The sequence below is a fragment of the Peribacillus psychrosaccharolyticus ATCC 23296 genome, from assembly GCF_000305495.1.
GTDB classification, from domain to species: Bacteria; Bacillota; Bacilli; order Bacillales; family DSM-1321; genus Peribacillus; species Peribacillus psychrosaccharolyticus.
In genome coordinates, this window is record NZ_AJTN02000196.1 from 13,638 (window position 1) to 28,516 (window position 14,879).

Here is a 14,879-nt window from a genome sequence, read left to right on the forward strand (position 1 = left end):
TTTTTTGATTTTTAAACAGCAAGATTATTGACATACCGGGTGATATTTTGTACGATAATGTACAATATAATTGACCGAATGTTGAAGGAAGATTAGTATGCATGTCCTGTTGTGACAGAGAGCGGTGTTAAATGCTGAAAGACCCGCCACAAAAAGGATGCAGAACCTGCTTCTTGAGTCTCAGATCAAAAATCTGGGCGCTGCCTGCGTTATAGGTAAAGTGGGATGCAGGAAGTCTGCGTTCAATTAAGGTGGTACCACGGAAAAACCCTTTTCGTCCTTTCATAAGGATGAATAGGGTTATTTTTGTACCTAAAAAAGGATAAATTGGTTGGATTAGACTTGGAGGAAATCGTTTTGGAAAATAAGCGGATTGTAATAAAAATTGGCAGCAGCTCATTAACGAATAGTAAGGGTGAAATTGATCAAGAAAAATTTATTGATCATATCAAGGCGGTAGCAGAGCTTCGCCAAGCAGGGTATGAGGTCCTAATGGTTTCCTCTGGTGCAGTGGCTACGGGATTTAGAAAATTAGGTTATTCATCTCGCCCAGTTACATTGAAGGGAAAACAAGCGGCGGCAGCAGTAGGGCAGAGTTTACTTATTCAATCTTATACAGAGCAATTTAGTCAGTTTGGTATTATTCCCGCTCAAATCCTGTTAACCAGGAATGATTTTTCCAGCCAGGACAGATATAAAAATGCTTATGCAACACTGACGGAATTGCTGGAAAGAGGCATCTTACCGATTGTAAATGAAAATGATACGGTTTCCATTGCTGAGCTTACATTTGGTGATAATGACATGCTTTCTGCTCTTGTCAGCGGCTTAGTCCATGCCGATCAGCTAGTGATTTTAACAGATATAAATGGGGTGTATGATTCAAATCCTCTATCGAATCCTACAGCAAAGAAATTTGATTATCTTTCAGAAATTACAGATGACATGATGGACATGGCGAAAGGGTCGGGTTCAAAAGTAGGCACTGGTGGTATGAAATCTAAATTAACGGCTGCTCGGACGGCTATGTCTCTAGGTGTGAAAGTCTTTATTGGAACAGGAAGCGGCAAAGATAAGCTCCTTGATATAATGGAGGGCATGGGTGACGGGACGTACATCGGCCAAGCTGTAATGTCTGCCGTTACAAACCGGAAGCAATGGATTTCACTGCATTCAAAGGTAGCTGGAAAATTATTTGTTGATGAAGGTGCAGAGCATGCACTCGTGAGCTGTGGAAGCAGCTTGCTGCCAGCGGGAATATATCAGCTGCAGGGTTCCTTTATCCCAGGAGATGTAGTAGAGGTATACGGCTCAACTGGGCTTCTTGGAAAGGGTGAAGTGGCATATTCCGATACAGAATTGATGAAAGCAATGGGGAAACGGAGTAAAGATCTGCACTATCCAATCGTAGAGGTCATTCACAGAGATAAATGGGTACAAATAGCGGGGAGGGAATAGGATGAGCGAAATAAAGGACAAAGGTCGTGCTGCAAAGGCGGCAAGTTTTCAATTAATCGGCAAGTCATCTGAAGCTAAGAATCAAGCATTGAAATGCATCGCTTCACAACTCATTGAAGATCAAGAAATTATTTTACAGGAAAATGGTAAGGATCTAGAAGCGGGAAAAGCAAAGGGATTTACCTCTTCTGTTTTGGACAGAATTATGCTGACCGAAAAGCGGATTAATGATATGGCATCAGCGATCATCCTTCTCACTGAGCTGCCAGACCCAATTGGGGAGACGCTTGAAACGATTGAAAAAGACAATGGACTGCTTATAAAAAAACGCGGGTGCCGCTTGGTGTAATTGGAATGATTTACGAAGCCCGCCCGAATGTGACCGTTGATGCGGCAACCTTATCGCTTAAAACCGGGAATGCGGTCATCCTGCGCGGCAGTTCTTCTGCCTTTTACTCGAATAAGGCACTTGTTACGTCCATTCACAGGGCATTGAGTAAAACAGAACTTCCAGTTGATGCTGTTCAGTTAATTGAAGACACAAGCAGGGAAACCGCTAAGGAATTATTCCACCTAAAAGAGTATTTAGATGTTCTCATCCCAAGAGGAGGCAAGAACTTAATTGATACGGTAGTAAGAGAATCCACGGTCCCTGTTCTTGAGACGGGCGCAGGAAATTGTCATGTTTATATCGATGAAAGTGCAGAACCAGCTATGGCTGAACGAATTGTTGTAAATGGTAAAACACAGCGCCCCTCAGTTTGTAATGCGATTGAAAGCTTGTTAATCCATGAAAACTGGTTTAACAAGTATGGCACGGAGCTTTTAACATCTCTCGTAAATAAAGACGTTGAGATTTTTGGTGATCACACCATCTGCAAAGTCTTGCCAGAAGCTAAATTGGCAAATGAAGAAGATTGGGGTTCAGAGTACTTAGCACTTGCCATCAGCATTAAGGTAGTCAAAGATACGGCTGAAGCCGTAGAGCATATTAATCAATATGGAACCAAACATTCAGAAGCCATCATTACGAACGATCAAGGTAATGCGGCGCGCTTTTTACAAAGTGTCGATGCGGCTGCTGTTTATCATAACGCTTCCACTCGTTTTACTGACGGGTTTGAATTTGGGTATGGTGCTGAAATCGGGATCAGTACACAGAAACTTCATGCACGTGGACCAATGGGGCTTCAGGCTATGACGTCTAGTAAATATTTTGTGTATGGTACGGGACAAATCCGCGAGTAATCTGCGGATGGGTGTTTATGGAAGGTTAAGGCAGCTGTTTCTCGGGTAATTATCTTATAGATACTTACTTAAAAGGAGATAGATAAATATGCCAATTCATACCATTAATGTCTATGATACTGAGGAACAAGCACTTGCTGGATTAGAAGAGTTGAAGAATAAAGGATATAAGACAGACGATATTTCCATTGTTGCCAAGAATGCTAAAAAGCTTGAAGAAGCTGCTGATGATGTAACTACGACTACAGGAGACGGGCTAGTCGCTGGTGCGGCTACAGGCGGAGCTATCGGCTTAACGGGCTTGCTGGTCGGTATGAGCACATTTGCTATACCGGGAATCGGACCATTATTAGCAGCAGGACCAATCATTGCTACGCTCGGCGGTGCAGCAGCTGGTTCAGTTGTCGGCGGGGGCTTGTCAGGAGCGTTTAAAAACGCTGGAATCACATCAGAAGAAGCGAGCCGTTATGAGGACGATGTAAACAATGGAAAAATACTAATCATTGTGGATCGTGTATAAATAAAAATAAACGTAAGTAAGGACTCCTGCATTTTTGCAGGAGTCCTTTTTATTTGGAAAGGTGTAATGAGAAGTGGCATAGTTTGAGCAGCATGAAGTCATTTTATGTGATTCCTTGGAATCACCATATCGCGGATGCCCTTGTTTAATTTTCGGAGCAGGTTAGTAGGAAATTCATTAAATAGATAGAATTTTATTAATTATATAGGTAAAAACGGGGGTGAGCTAAAGTGCAAAAATGGCTGGGTTCTTCAGGTGTATGTATTAATGAAAATGGGCAATTGTTAATGGTATTGCAAGGGAAACCTGAAGAGAGAAAAACGTGGTCTATTCCATCGGGAGGAAAAGACCACGAAGAATGTTGTATTAGAGAATTCAAAGAAGAAACGGGATACACAGTCGAAATTATTGAAGAAATTAAGGTCAAAAAAGGACTTATGAACATCTCAGTATATCTGCTATAGCCCATTATTTTTTTGTAAAGATTGTGGGTGGAAAAAGAAATTTTCAAGACCCTGATAATCTTATTTATGATATTGCTTGGAAAAACTTAGACGAAATACAGACTTTAAAATTAACCTTCCCGAGGATAGAAATTTTCTTATTAACTACATAAAGAAGGTATTCTAATCTTCATCAAACGGTTAAAAAAACTAACAATAAGTTGAACTAAGTTTAACCATTGGAAATTTAAACTACATCAATGCTATGGAAATGTCTGTGAATTATATGCGTGCCGTCATAAAAAACTATTTCGGCTTTGAAATTATTGACGAAGTGATTATTGAAGGCCATGCACAAGATCCCGAAAATGCTGCAACAATCATTGCGGAAGTTTTGAAAAAAGTTAAAGAAACAGCAGCCAAACTATAAGTTGAATATCCTAACTACAAGCAGTTGTACAAATTTAATATTTGTACGACTGCTTCTTTTTTTAGCTTAACATCTTTCTTTAGATCTTTAATATTAGTAGGTTGACGGAACTCTAGTTAATTAATCTATGAGTTGTAGAAGTCTTTTTTTCTCACCTGACTCTTACTTCGTTATGCAGGAAACGGTATAATGAATAGATGTTAGACATAAAAAAGATAGATAAGGTGAGTTGCATGAAGTTAATCATTGCCGAGAAACCTGATCAGGGTTCAACATTGGCTTCCCAATTTAAAACTAAAAAGCAACAGGGGTTTATCGAAATTCTCCCAAACGAGCTTTTTCCAGATGGGGCCTATGTGACCTGGGCTGTCGGGCATTTATGTCAGCTCATTAATCCAGAAAGCTACCGTCCTGAGTGGAAGAAGTGGTCGCTTGATACGCTGCCGATGATTCCTGAAAAATTCCAATATGAGGTATCACGTTCAAAAGCAAAACAATTTCAAGTTGTGAAAACACTTTTACGTAAGTCTGAAGTAACCGATATTATTCACGCAGGTGATGCAGGGCGTGAAGGGGAACTGATTGTGCGAAATGTCATTCAGCTTAGTGGGGTTAAGAAGCCTATGCAGCGGTTATGGATTTCCTCATTGACCCCTAAATCGATTTATGAAGGATTTAAGAATTTATTGCAAGAAGAGGAAACGCGTCCGCTCTATCACGAAGCTTATACAAGAGCATGTGCTGATTGGGTAGTTGGCATGAATGCCTCACGTGTTTTTAGCATTCTCCTAAAAAAACAAGGCATGTCAGATGTGTTTTCAGCTGGCCGCGTCCAAACACCCACTTTGGCCTTAATTGTTAAACGTGAACAAGAAATCGATCAATTCAAGTCTAAGCCATTCTGGGAAGTATTTGCTGACTTTAAAATGGACAGCAAGAAATACCAAGGAAAATGGCAAAAGGACGATGAATCTAGAATAGATACCAAAGAGATGGCAGAAAATATAGCTGCTTTTTGCAAAGGAAAAGAAGCAGAAATAACGAAGATGGATACAGAACGAAAAGAGTTTCAACCACCGTTATTATTCAATCTTTCATCCTTACAAGCAACAGTCAATAAGATTTATAAATATTCTCCGAAAATGACATTAGATATTGTACAAAGTCTGTACCAGAAGGGCATTGTCTCCTATCCTCGTTCCGATTCCAATCATGTAACACCAGGGGAAGCAGAAAGCTTTCCGGAAATACTGGGTAAATTGAGCAAGCTGCCAGAGTATGAATCACTTTTTCCGTTGCCAAAAGAAAGTATTATGAATAATAAACGGTTTGTGAACGAGAAGAAGGTTACTGATCACTATGCCATCATTCCAACGGAGCAAGTAACAAATCCGAGCCGCCTCACAAATGAGGAAAAAAATATCTATGATCTTATCGTCCGAAGATTAATCGCTGCTCATTATGACTCGGCCATTTTTGATTATACGACCATTAAAACCATGGTGGATAAGCGTGCGGAGTTCATCTCGAAAGGCAAACAGCAAATTCAAGACGGCTGGAGAAAGGTTATTTTTCAGGAAGAGAAGGAAGAAAAGGACATCTTGCTGCCGAATGTATCCCAAGGCGATCAGGGAGAAGTGGCTAAGGTTAAGGTCAAGGAAGGGAAAACGCAGCCGCCAAAACGCTATACTGAAGGACAGTTAATCACGCTCATGAAGACTGCTGGAAAACATCTGGATAACGAAGAGCTTGAAAAGGTCCTCATGAAGACTGAGGGCCTTGGTACTGAAGCGACCCGTGCTGGAATTATTACGATGTTGAAAGACCGTAAGTATATTGACGTGAAAAAAAACTTGGTTTACGCAACAGACAAAGGAAAAGTTCTTATTCATGCGATTGGTGAGAAAATTCTTGCATCACCAGAAATGACCGCAAAGTGGGAACAGCGACTTCGGGAAATTGGTGAAGGAAAGGCATCCCCAGGTGCGTTTATGGAAAATGTGAAAAAGCTGTCGATGAAAATTATTAATGATGCAGTTGCTTCTTCAAACGAATGGAATTTTGAAGGACTGGATACTGAATCCATTCAGGGTACTTCTAAGAATAGAAGGTCGCCAACATCGATGGGTGCATGCCGCATTTGCGGCGGGAAGGTCATTGATAAAGGGAAGTTTTATGGCTGTGCCAGCTATGCAAAAACAAAGTGTTCGTTTACGATATCAAAAAAATCTTATCTAAAAATATTACGCAGGCAAATATTAAAAAGCTGCTGCAAACAGGCGAAACAGACGTAATCGAAGGATTTAAAAAAGGGGATAAGACCTTTGCAGCAATTCTAGCCTGGGAAGAAAACAGTAAGAAAATTAATATGAAATTCCCTGACCGAAATACAAAAGCAAGCGGCAGACAGGCCTAAAGGCCTGATCTGCCCAATAAAAAAAGGCTCCTGCTTGAATCGGGTTCACGAATATAGTAAAATTTTAAGATGCGTTTGAATGGGAGGATAACTTGATGCCTACACCGAGCATGGAGGATTACATAGAACAAATCTATTTATTAATCGAGGAAAAAGGATATGCCAGGGTTTCCGATATTGCTGGTAATCTCTCCGTACATCCTTCTTCTGTCACGAAAATGGTACAAAAACTGGACCAAGAAGAGTATTTAGTCTATGAAAAATACCGCGGACTCATCTTAACGCCTAATGGGAAGAAGATAGGAAAAAGGTTAGTTTACCGCCATGAATTATTAGAAAAAATGTTACGCTTAATCGGCGTGAAAGAAGAAAACATTTATCATGATGTTGAAGGAATTGAACATCATTTGAGTTGGAATGCAATCGATCGAATTGGCGACTTAGTCGAATATTTTGAGGAATCGCCGAAAAGAGTCGAAGAATTAGAAGTCATACAAAAGAAAAACACAAAGTAAGCAGCCTAAGCTGCTTTTTTTTTGGGAAAAACAGCTAATCATGAAACTTATCTTTGATTTCTTCGTAAGAATAAGTAAAGGATAGGAGAGTGACGATGAATGGTACATAGCTGGCATAAGGAAGCACAAATAAAATGGGACGATTCTGCAAAGAATTGGGCAGCCAATTCCAAAGAAATGTGGGATGGTGGCAGCAGGAAAACAATTATTCCATTCTTTGTAGAGCATATCCCTCTAGGCAAGGTTGTTGATTTAGGATGCGGAGACGGATACGGTTCATTAAAGCTAGCCCGAGGCGGCTTTCACGTGATAGGTCTAGACTTGTCTCAGAAAATGATTACAGAAGCAACGGAGAAAACGAAGGACCAAGATAATCTTTCCTTTATTCAAGGCGATCTGACAGCGCTGCCTTTTAAAACAGAAGAAGTGGACGCTGTCATGGCCATTAATTCCATCGAATGGACAGAAAAGCCATTAGATGCTCTAAAAGAAATAAAACGTATTCTTAAACCAGGCGGATATGGGTGCTTTGCAATCCTTGGACCTACATCCGGACCAAGAGCAAACAGTTATCCCCGGCTTTACGGTAAAGAAGTAATCATGAATACGATGCAGGCCTGGGAATTCCGGCAATTAGCAGAAGAAAACGGCTGGGAACTCGTCGCCGATACAGGAGTACCCAAGCAAGGCGTTGACTACACGAAACTAACACACCTTTCAAAAGACTTGCAACAAGCACTCTCCTTTATGTGGCTGTTTGTATTTAAGAAGTCTGAGAACGTGGGCTGACTTTAGACGGGAATAATCCGATTTGGGGGATATACTCGGAGGATACCCCCTAATCAATTTAACTAAAGGGAGATGTGAGTAGTGGAGAAATATCATATTAATGAATTTATTTCAAAAACAAAACAACAGGATAAAGGGCAGGGCCTGTTTGAATTAGAAACAGACCGGATCCTTGAAATTAATTTGGAAAACCAAATTTGGGCGAAGACGGGCTCGATGATCTCTTATCGCGGCAATATCAAGTTTGAGCGTGAGGGAATCCTGGAACATGGTCTAGGAAAAATGTTTAAAAAAGCTTTCACCGGTGAAGGAGCTTCCATCATGAAGGCAACAGGGCAGGGAAAATTATATGTGGCTGATCAAGGAAAGAAAATCTCTATTTTGAATTTGGCTGATGAATCAATCTGTATAAACGGCAATGATTTGCTGGCTTTTGAACCCAGGTTGAAGTGGGATATTAAATTAATGCGTAAAATTGCTGGAGTGTTAGCCGGCGGACTGTTCAATGTAAAGGTTGAAGGAACCGGGATGGTAGCTTTCACCACACATTATGAACCGCTCACTTTATTAGTTGAGCCGGGAGATGCCGTCTATACGGACCCTAATGCAACGGTCGCGTGGTCAGGACATCTAACTCCGGATTTCGTAACGGATGTATCCTTAAAGACATTTTTTGGACGTGGAAGCGGGGAATCCGTACAAATGAAATTCGAAGGATCTGGATTCGTTGTGGTACAGCCTTTTGAGGAAGTCTATTTTTCAGAAAAACAATAAATATCGTTTCTGTCATTATGGGTGTGAGTGGATGTGGGAGAGTAAATGCTGAAAGAATTAAGTGAAAATTGGAATAAGTATTGTAGAGAAGAAAATTTTATCGGAATCGGCTCAACTAGAAAAGTATTTAGAGTCGACGAGTATGTGATTAAATTACATTTACATATACTTGGTTATGAGCAATCCAAAAATGAGTTACATATTTACCGTGCAATGGCGGAAAAAGGGCTGCATGAGTTGTTTGCTAAAGTCTATTATGTAGACGAAATTATTTCAATTCAAAAATATTATCAACCGTTGGAATTAAAGAATCATCAATCATTTGAACTTGATAAGAACGATGAGGCACAACTCCTTCCGAATTTGTATGAAGAAGTGTTAGATTTATTAGACAAGGATTTTGATTGCTTTGATTTAAAGGACAGTTCTAATTACGGGATGAATAAACAAGGCAAACTGACATTTATCGATTACGGTATGAGTAAAAGTTTATATACAAACTCATGGGTTCCATTAGCAGAAGCAGGTATTATTCCACAAATTGACTTTGATGTTTGTCGTATTTGCGAACGTAAGAGAGAATTGCGAATGTACGGAGATCATGATCAGGATAAACGGTGTTATTCGTGTGGTAAGGAGTAGAAACGTTTGGATTTTTCCAAACGTTTTTGTTATTTCTGGGCATGAAGTGCGGTAAATTAGTGGAAAAAGTCGAAGCGTGTACGGATTGACCAGTAAAATGGGTATATTATGCGTTAATGTGGGTTTATTATGGGATTACTTCAGACAGGTAATTCCAATTAACCGGAACTATGTAATTAAGTGTATCTTTCCATTTGAAGGTAAGCAGAAAAGAGAAGATTTTGTGGTATAATAGTAAGGAGAGGGAGTGGTATCGTGAGTAATAAAAACAAATTCGAGGCTGGAGAACGGGTTAACATTACTAGCACAGGTGAAGAAGTTACGATCAAAAAGTGGCATTATGTTGTTAATATGAAGAAGGTTTCATATGTTGTGAATGAACATCCCTCCACTTTTTACTTTGAGGATGAGCTAAAAAAAGCATAACCAAATAAAACGGCTGTCTTTGCGTGATTCGCTGGGACAGCCATTTTTCATTTTATCCGGTGATTCTATTTCCATTCATAGGGAGTCTGTTGATAAACGTAATAGTTCAGCCAGTTGGAAAAAAGCAGACTGCAGTGGCTTTTCCAGCGGTGCAATGGAATCTTCGATGAATCGTCTTTAGGATAATAGTTTTCTGGAAGCTTCGTGGGAATTCCCCGTTCGTGATCTCTTACATATTCTGCTCCGAGCGTATCAGAGTCATATTCAAAATGGCCGGTGCTCATAATTCTTTTCCCGTCCTTTGAAGCAATCAACAAAATCCCTGCTTTTTCTGATTCTGCAAGAACGGTTAATTCAGAGTGTTGTTTTAAAGCGTTAAAGTCAATGTCCGTGTATCGAGAATGCGGCGCCAAAAAGTGGTCATCAAATCCTCTAACAAGGAATTCATTTGGATGCAATACCTTATGAGAAAATACCCCGAAACATTTATTGGGCAGTTCATATTTATTAATTTGGTAATGATGATGCAAGGCAGCCTGCGCCCCCCAGCATATATGCAGAGTGGAGGTGACATTGGTGGTGCTCCAATCCATAATTTCCATCATTTCTTCCCAGTAATCCACTTCTTCAAATTCCAACTTTTCTACAGGTGCCCCAGTAATAATCATTCCATCAAATTTTTTATTTTTAATTTTTGAAAATGGTTCGTAAAATTGATCGAGGTGAAGTTTACTTGTGTTTTTTGCTTCATGAGTCGTTAGTTTTAAAAAGGAAATATTAATTTGAATGGGTGTATTGCCTAGATAACGGAGGAGATGAGCTTCCGTTTTTTCTTTTTCCGGCATAAGATTGAGAATAATGATATTAAGCGGCCGAATATCTTGTTTGGTGGCACGAGTTTCTGTCATCACAAATATATTTTCTTTCTCAAGTATTTCCTTAGCAGGCAGTTCAGATGGTATATTAATAGGCAATGGGAAGCCTCCTTTTTCATTAGAATTAAAGAAAAATCAATAGTTGTATTATATAGAAAATTCATACGATTGTAACCTTTTTTGGAAAAGTTAGCGTACAACCTTTATCATTTTCAGCAAAATGATAAAATAGGCGCAATTTAAAGAGGGCCATAGGGGCCAATGGACGTAAGTTAAATTTTAGAATGTGAGGTGTTCAGCGTTGTTTGATCCAACAGCATTTGAAAATATGAAAGTTGTGGTAGAGGGAGCTGTTTACGACCATGATTTTTATGGAGATATAACAGTAACAAATCGACAAGATCTCGTTAATCTTGCTCATCTATCCAGGCAATTTATAATGGAAATGGAATTAAAAGCTCCTCTGTCAGATACCGCTGTAGTAGGAGTGGTCAGTCTGGGGGCCAACTTAGAAAATCTAAGTGCAGAACTGCTTCCAAATCAGTCACCATTTAACGAGGGTTCAACAATTACAGTAGCTCTAAGAATGGCACGTCAGCTGGAAGGGATTCAAGGCGGGCAGCTTCTAACTATCATCGAAGGGATTTGGGGAAGTGATCGCCATATTGAACTGATCAATTGTACATACCGAGATAATAAGAATAGTCCATTAACCTATACAACCGAATGTAAAATTTCATTTGGACGTTTAATTAAAGAAGAACAAATGGACGATTTAACGGATATGCTGGATACCCTAATTGAGTCATTAAAGAAAACGGATGGTTTTTTGAAGACGGCGACCTAGATGTAAAATGTGCTGGAAAGGGTTGTTTCGGAACACTGATAATGGTTTTAATAATGGGAATGAAGTAAAATTAAAGCAAATATAGAAGGAGTGTTGCTTGATGTCTATTTACGATTTCGAAGCGAAAAAAATTACCGGAGAAATGATTTCTCTTGAGGCATATAAAGGTAATGTTCTGCTCATTGTTAATACAGCGAGCAAGTGCGGTTTTGCTCCTCAATATGAAGAGCTGCAAACACTATTTTCACGTTATGAAGATCAAGGATTTACCGTTTTAGGTTTTCCCTGCAATCAGTTTATGGGGCAGGAGCCAGGGGATGAACTAGAAATTGATTCTTTTTGTAAACTTAATCATGGTGTAACGTTCCCAATGTTTGCGAAAGTAGATGTAAAGGGAGATCATGCACACCCTCTGTTCACGTATTTAACGGAACATGCTCCTGGTATGCTTGGTTCAAAAAAAATCAAATGGAACTTTACCAAATTTCTTGTTGATCGCGAGGGGAATATTGTAAATCGCTACGCCCCTAAAACAAAACCATTTGAATTTGAAGATGAGATAAGGAACCTTCTTAAATAATTTTTTAATCCCGGTGCCAATTGTGCATCGGGATTTTTACTTTTTTAGAGGAAATAGTAATCCGTAAGCGAACATATTAGGTGAATAGTAGCGAGGAGGATCATACATGGGTGAACGGATAATGGGTGACAGACAGCACAGGTTGTTTAGATGAACAGCTAAAAAAAAGGAATGATCTATTTATCGTGACAATGGTTGTTATTATTGATGGACGAGAGTATGAGGACGGCATTAACATTCTTCCTAACGATTTAGCTCAAATCATGAAGAATACTTCTTCTATCCCTACAACTTCTCAGCCGTCGATTGGAACCTTTACTGAGTTATATAAAAAGCTTGAACAAAATTTCGATCGAATTGTTTCGGTTCATGTTTCTGGTCGCTTGAGCGGGACGGTTAATTCGAGCCTTCAAGCGGCAAAACTTGTTTCGATTCCGGTACATGTATTTGATTCAGAACTAATTTCTTATCCAATGACACTGATCTTAAAAAAGCTAATCAATGAAGTAGAAAACGGCTCTTCAATTGAAGATGCCTTTCAAATAGCACGTACCTATCGAAGTAATCATGAAACGTATGTGTTAATTGGTTCGCTTGAACAGCTGCACCGGAGCGGACGATTGTCTAGTGTAAAGTATATTCTCGGAAGCCTGTTAAAATTGAAGCCGATTATTTCTATACAAAAGGGCGTCTTGGAAACTAAAGAAAAAGCGAGAAGTGAGTTAAAAGTGGAGAACCGGATATTTGAATGGTATCGAGCAGCAAGTGAAAGTATCCGCGAATGCTGTATTTTATACGGATCAACTCCTGAACAGGCTGGCCGGTGGCGAGAGAAAATTCTTTCAATCACACCGGATATAAAGGTCCCTATTTATCCATTAGGCAGTGCTATTTCCGTTCATACTGGAGCAGAGACTCTTGGAATCAGCTGGTTCAATGAAAAGTAAAGACATCGTTCTGTTCTGGGCTAAAAAGTGCCTTCCATGGTAGAATAGGTAAGGTATCAAAAAGGAGCAGACTTATGAATCAATCAATTAGAGATGCAGAACAGTTTGTTAAAGAGAATCTTGGTCAAGATAGTACCGGTCATGATTGGTATCATTCAGATCGTGTGAGAAAGATAGCTGTACATATCGACGAAAAAAGAACAAATAGGTGATTGCTTCATCATTGAATTAGCTGCACTCTTGCATGATATTCCGGATGACAAGCTGCATGACAATGAAGAAACGGGACTGGCTCTTTTGGATACTTGGTTTAGAAGGAATAACCTTCCATCCTTTCAAGTGAGAGAGATTAAACAGATAATTGATAGTATTTCATATAGCGAAGGGCAGACCGTTCTTCCATCGATAGAGGCTAAAATTGTTCAAGATGCAGATCGAATTGATGCACTTGGGGCCATAGGGATTGCACGAACTTTTGCCTATGGTGGAAAAAAAGGACAACTGCTTTATGATCCAGCAATTTCTGTAAGAGATTCGATGAACAAAGAGGAATATCGGAATGGAAAAAGTACGTCCATTCATCATTTCCATGAAAAGCTATTGAAGTTGACTGACATGCTTCATACCGATACGGCAAAAGCGATTGCCAAGGAACGCCATCAATATATGCAACAGTTTTTACAGCAATTTAATAAGGAATGGGATGTATTACTATGAAAGTATTCAGCATGGAGAAAATTAAAAAAACACAAGGTGATAAAACGATTTTCAATAATGTTGCCTTTTCCATTTCAGAAGGTGACAAGATCGGTGTCTTGGGCGTTAATGGTACAGGAAAATCGACATTATTAAATATCATTGCAGGTACTGAAGACTACGATGAGGGAATGAAAGATCATCCAAATGATTATTCCATCTCCTACCTAGATCAGGATCCAGATTTTAATGAAACCTTAACGATTATGGAATACCTATATGCCAGTGACTCACCAGTATTTACGCTTATTAAGAACTACGAAAAAACCCTATTAGTTCTTCAAGAAAATCCTCAAGACCCAGCCGTACAGGATCGTCTATTACATCTACAGCAAAAGATGGATGAAATGGGTGCTTGGGAGACCAGTGCAGATGCACGAACGTTCTTAACTAAGCTTGGTCTGCCTGACTTTTCAAGATCTTTATCAGAACTATCAGGCGGTCAAAAAAAGCGGGCAGCGCTTGCTAAAACACTGATAGAAACGCCGGATTTGCTTATACTAGATGAACCGACAAACCATCTTGATTATGAAAGTATTAAATGGCTGGAGGAATATCTAGCGAAGTATTCTGGTTCGGTTTTATTTGTTACACATGATCGGTACTTCTTAGATAATGTAGCTAAGAAAATTTGGGAAATAGAACAAGGAAATCTTTATGAATATAAAGGGAATTATGCTGATTTTCTTGAAGCCAAAGCTATCCGCGAAGAAAACGAATCGCAGGATAGAGCGAAAAAAGAAAACTTATTTAAAACAGAACTCGCATGGATTCGCAGAGGGGCCAAAGCACGTTCGACTAAACAAAAAGCGCGGATCCAGCGTTTTGAAACACTTGAGGAAAATGTGAAAAATAAGTCGAAACAAGAAAGTCTTGAAATCGGGCTCAGCGGAACACGACTTGGTAAAAAAGTGATCGAGTTAAAGGAAATCTCTAAATCTTTTACAACTGATCCGCTTATACAATCTTTTTCATTCTTGTTTAAACCAGGCGATCGAATTGGGATTGTCGGAAGAAATGGGACGGGAAAATCAACATTATTAAATATTTTAGCCGGTACGATTCCAATAGATTCAGGTGAAATCGAAATCGGTCAAACGGTTAAAATCGGTTATTATACACAGGTGAACGAAGAGATTGATCCAGGGTTAAGAATGATTGAATACATTCGGAAGACAGCCGATTCAATCACGTTGAAAGATGGCAGTATTAT

General features: G+C 39.5%; 13 protein-coding genes and 4 pseudogenes. 16 read left to right on the top strand and 1 reads right to left on the bottom strand.

Annotation, left to right across the window (positions count from 1 at the left end; genetic code table 11):
• Nucleotides 1-357: 357 nt before the first annotated feature.
• The 11 genes and pseudogenes from proB (at nucleotide 358) to WYK_RS25130 (ending at nucleotide 9,661) form a co-directional block, all read left to right on the top strand.
• Nucleotides 358-1,458, top strand: a complete 1,101-nt coding sequence (gene proB / locus WYK_RS12305) for a glutamate 5-kinase (RefSeq protein ID WP_040374788.1) — start codon at nucleotides 358-360, stop codon at nucleotides 1,456-1,458.
• Between the two features lies 1 nt (nucleotide 1,459).
• A pseudogene (locus tag WYK_RS12310) lies at nucleotides 1,460-2,706 on the top strand (glutamate-5-semialdehyde dehydrogenase).
• An 88-nt stretch (nucleotides 2,707-2,794) separates the two neighbouring features.
• Nucleotides 2,795-3,226, top strand: coding sequence for a general stress protein (locus tag WYK_RS12315; protein ID WP_040374789.1), 432 nt, complete (start codon nucleotides 2,795-2,797; stop codon nucleotides 3,224-3,226).
• A 230-nt stretch (nucleotides 3,227-3,456) separates the two neighbouring features.
• Nucleotides 3,457-3,842 (top strand): annotated as a pseudogene (locus WYK_RS12320) (NUDIX hydrolase).
• 104 nt (nucleotides 3,843-3,946) lie between these two features.
• Entirely contained in the window at nucleotides 3,947-4,099 is a 153-nt protein-coding gene (locus WYK_RS24930) for an NADPH-dependent FMN reductase family protein (protein WP_161629130.1), read from the top strand.
• A 233-nt stretch (nucleotides 4,100-4,332) separates the two neighbouring features.
• Nucleotides 4,333-6,515 (top strand): annotated as a pseudogene (locus WYK_RS12325) (DNA topoisomerase III).
• Nucleotides 6,516-6,610: 95 nt separating this feature from the next.
• Nucleotides 6,611-7,030, top strand: coding sequence for a transcriptional regulator MntR (gene mntR, locus WYK_RS12330; RefSeq protein WP_040374790.1), 420 nt, complete (start codon nucleotides 6,611-6,613; stop codon nucleotides 7,028-7,030).
• 99 nt (nucleotides 7,031-7,129) lie between these two features.
• Entirely contained in the window at nucleotides 7,130-7,819 is a 690-nt protein-coding gene (locus tag WYK_RS12335) for a class I SAM-dependent methyltransferase (RefSeq protein WP_040374791.1), read from the top strand.
• An 81-nt stretch (nucleotides 7,820-7,900) separates the two neighbouring features.
• The gene (locus tag WYK_RS12340) at nucleotides 7,901-8,593 is read left to right on the top strand and encodes an AIM24 family protein (RefSeq protein ID WP_040374792.1); all 693 of its coding nucleotides are present in this window, start codon (nucleotides 7,901-7,903) and stop codon (nucleotides 8,591-8,593) included.
• A 45-nt stretch (nucleotides 8,594-8,638) separates the two neighbouring features.
• Nucleotides 8,639-9,235, top strand: coding sequence for a PIN domain-containing protein (locus tag WYK_RS12345; RefSeq protein WP_040374793.1), 597 nt, complete (start codon nucleotides 8,639-8,641; stop codon nucleotides 9,233-9,235).
• 255 nt (nucleotides 9,236-9,490) lie between these two features.
• The gene (locus WYK_RS25130) at nucleotides 9,491-9,661 is read left to right on the top strand and encodes a hypothetical protein (protein WP_169732064.1); all 171 of its coding nucleotides are present in this window, start codon (nucleotides 9,491-9,493) and stop codon (nucleotides 9,659-9,661) included.
• A 65-nt stretch (nucleotides 9,662-9,726) separates the two neighbouring features.
• On the opposite strand, the gene metA is transcribed toward WYK_RS25130, so the two are convergent.
• Nucleotides 9,727-10,635 (bottom strand): homoserine O-acetyltransferase MetA, encoded by a 909-nt coding sequence (gene metA, locus WYK_RS12350; RefSeq protein WP_040374794.1) that lies wholly within the window; start codon nucleotides 10,633-10,635, stop codon nucleotides 9,727-9,729.
• A 202-nt stretch (nucleotides 10,636-10,837) separates the two neighbouring features.
• Here metA and WYK_RS12355 point away from each other — a divergent pair, with 202 nt between their 5' ends.
• The 5 genes and pseudogenes from WYK_RS12355 to WYK_RS12375 form a co-directional block, all read left to right on the top strand.
• Nucleotides 10,838-11,383: a hypothetical protein gene (locus WYK_RS12355; RefSeq protein WP_040374795.1), complete on the top strand. Its 546-nt coding sequence runs from the start codon at nucleotides 10,838-10,840 to the stop codon at nucleotides 11,381-11,383.
• Between the two features lie 100 nt (nucleotides 11,384-11,483).
• Complete coding sequence (locus WYK_RS12360; protein WP_040374796.1) at nucleotides 11,484-11,963, top strand: glutathione peroxidase; 480 nt, start codon at nucleotides 11,484-11,486, stop codon at nucleotides 11,961-11,963.
• A gap of 125 nt (nucleotides 11,964-12,088) precedes the next feature.
• Complete coding sequence (locus tag WYK_RS12365; protein WP_040374797.1) at nucleotides 12,089-12,910, top strand: DegV family protein; 822 nt, start codon at nucleotides 12,089-12,091, stop codon at nucleotides 12,908-12,910.
• A 74-nt stretch (nucleotides 12,911-12,984) separates the two neighbouring features.
• Nucleotides 12,985-13,627, top strand: a pseudogene (locus WYK_RS12370) (HD domain-containing protein).
• Nucleotides 13,624-14,879: ABC-F family ATP-binding cassette domain-containing protein (locus WYK_RS12375; RefSeq protein WP_040374798.1), on the top strand; the 1,256-nt coding region annotated here is incomplete at its 3' end. The pseudogene WYK_RS12370 and the gene WYK_RS12375, both read left to right, overlap by 4 nt.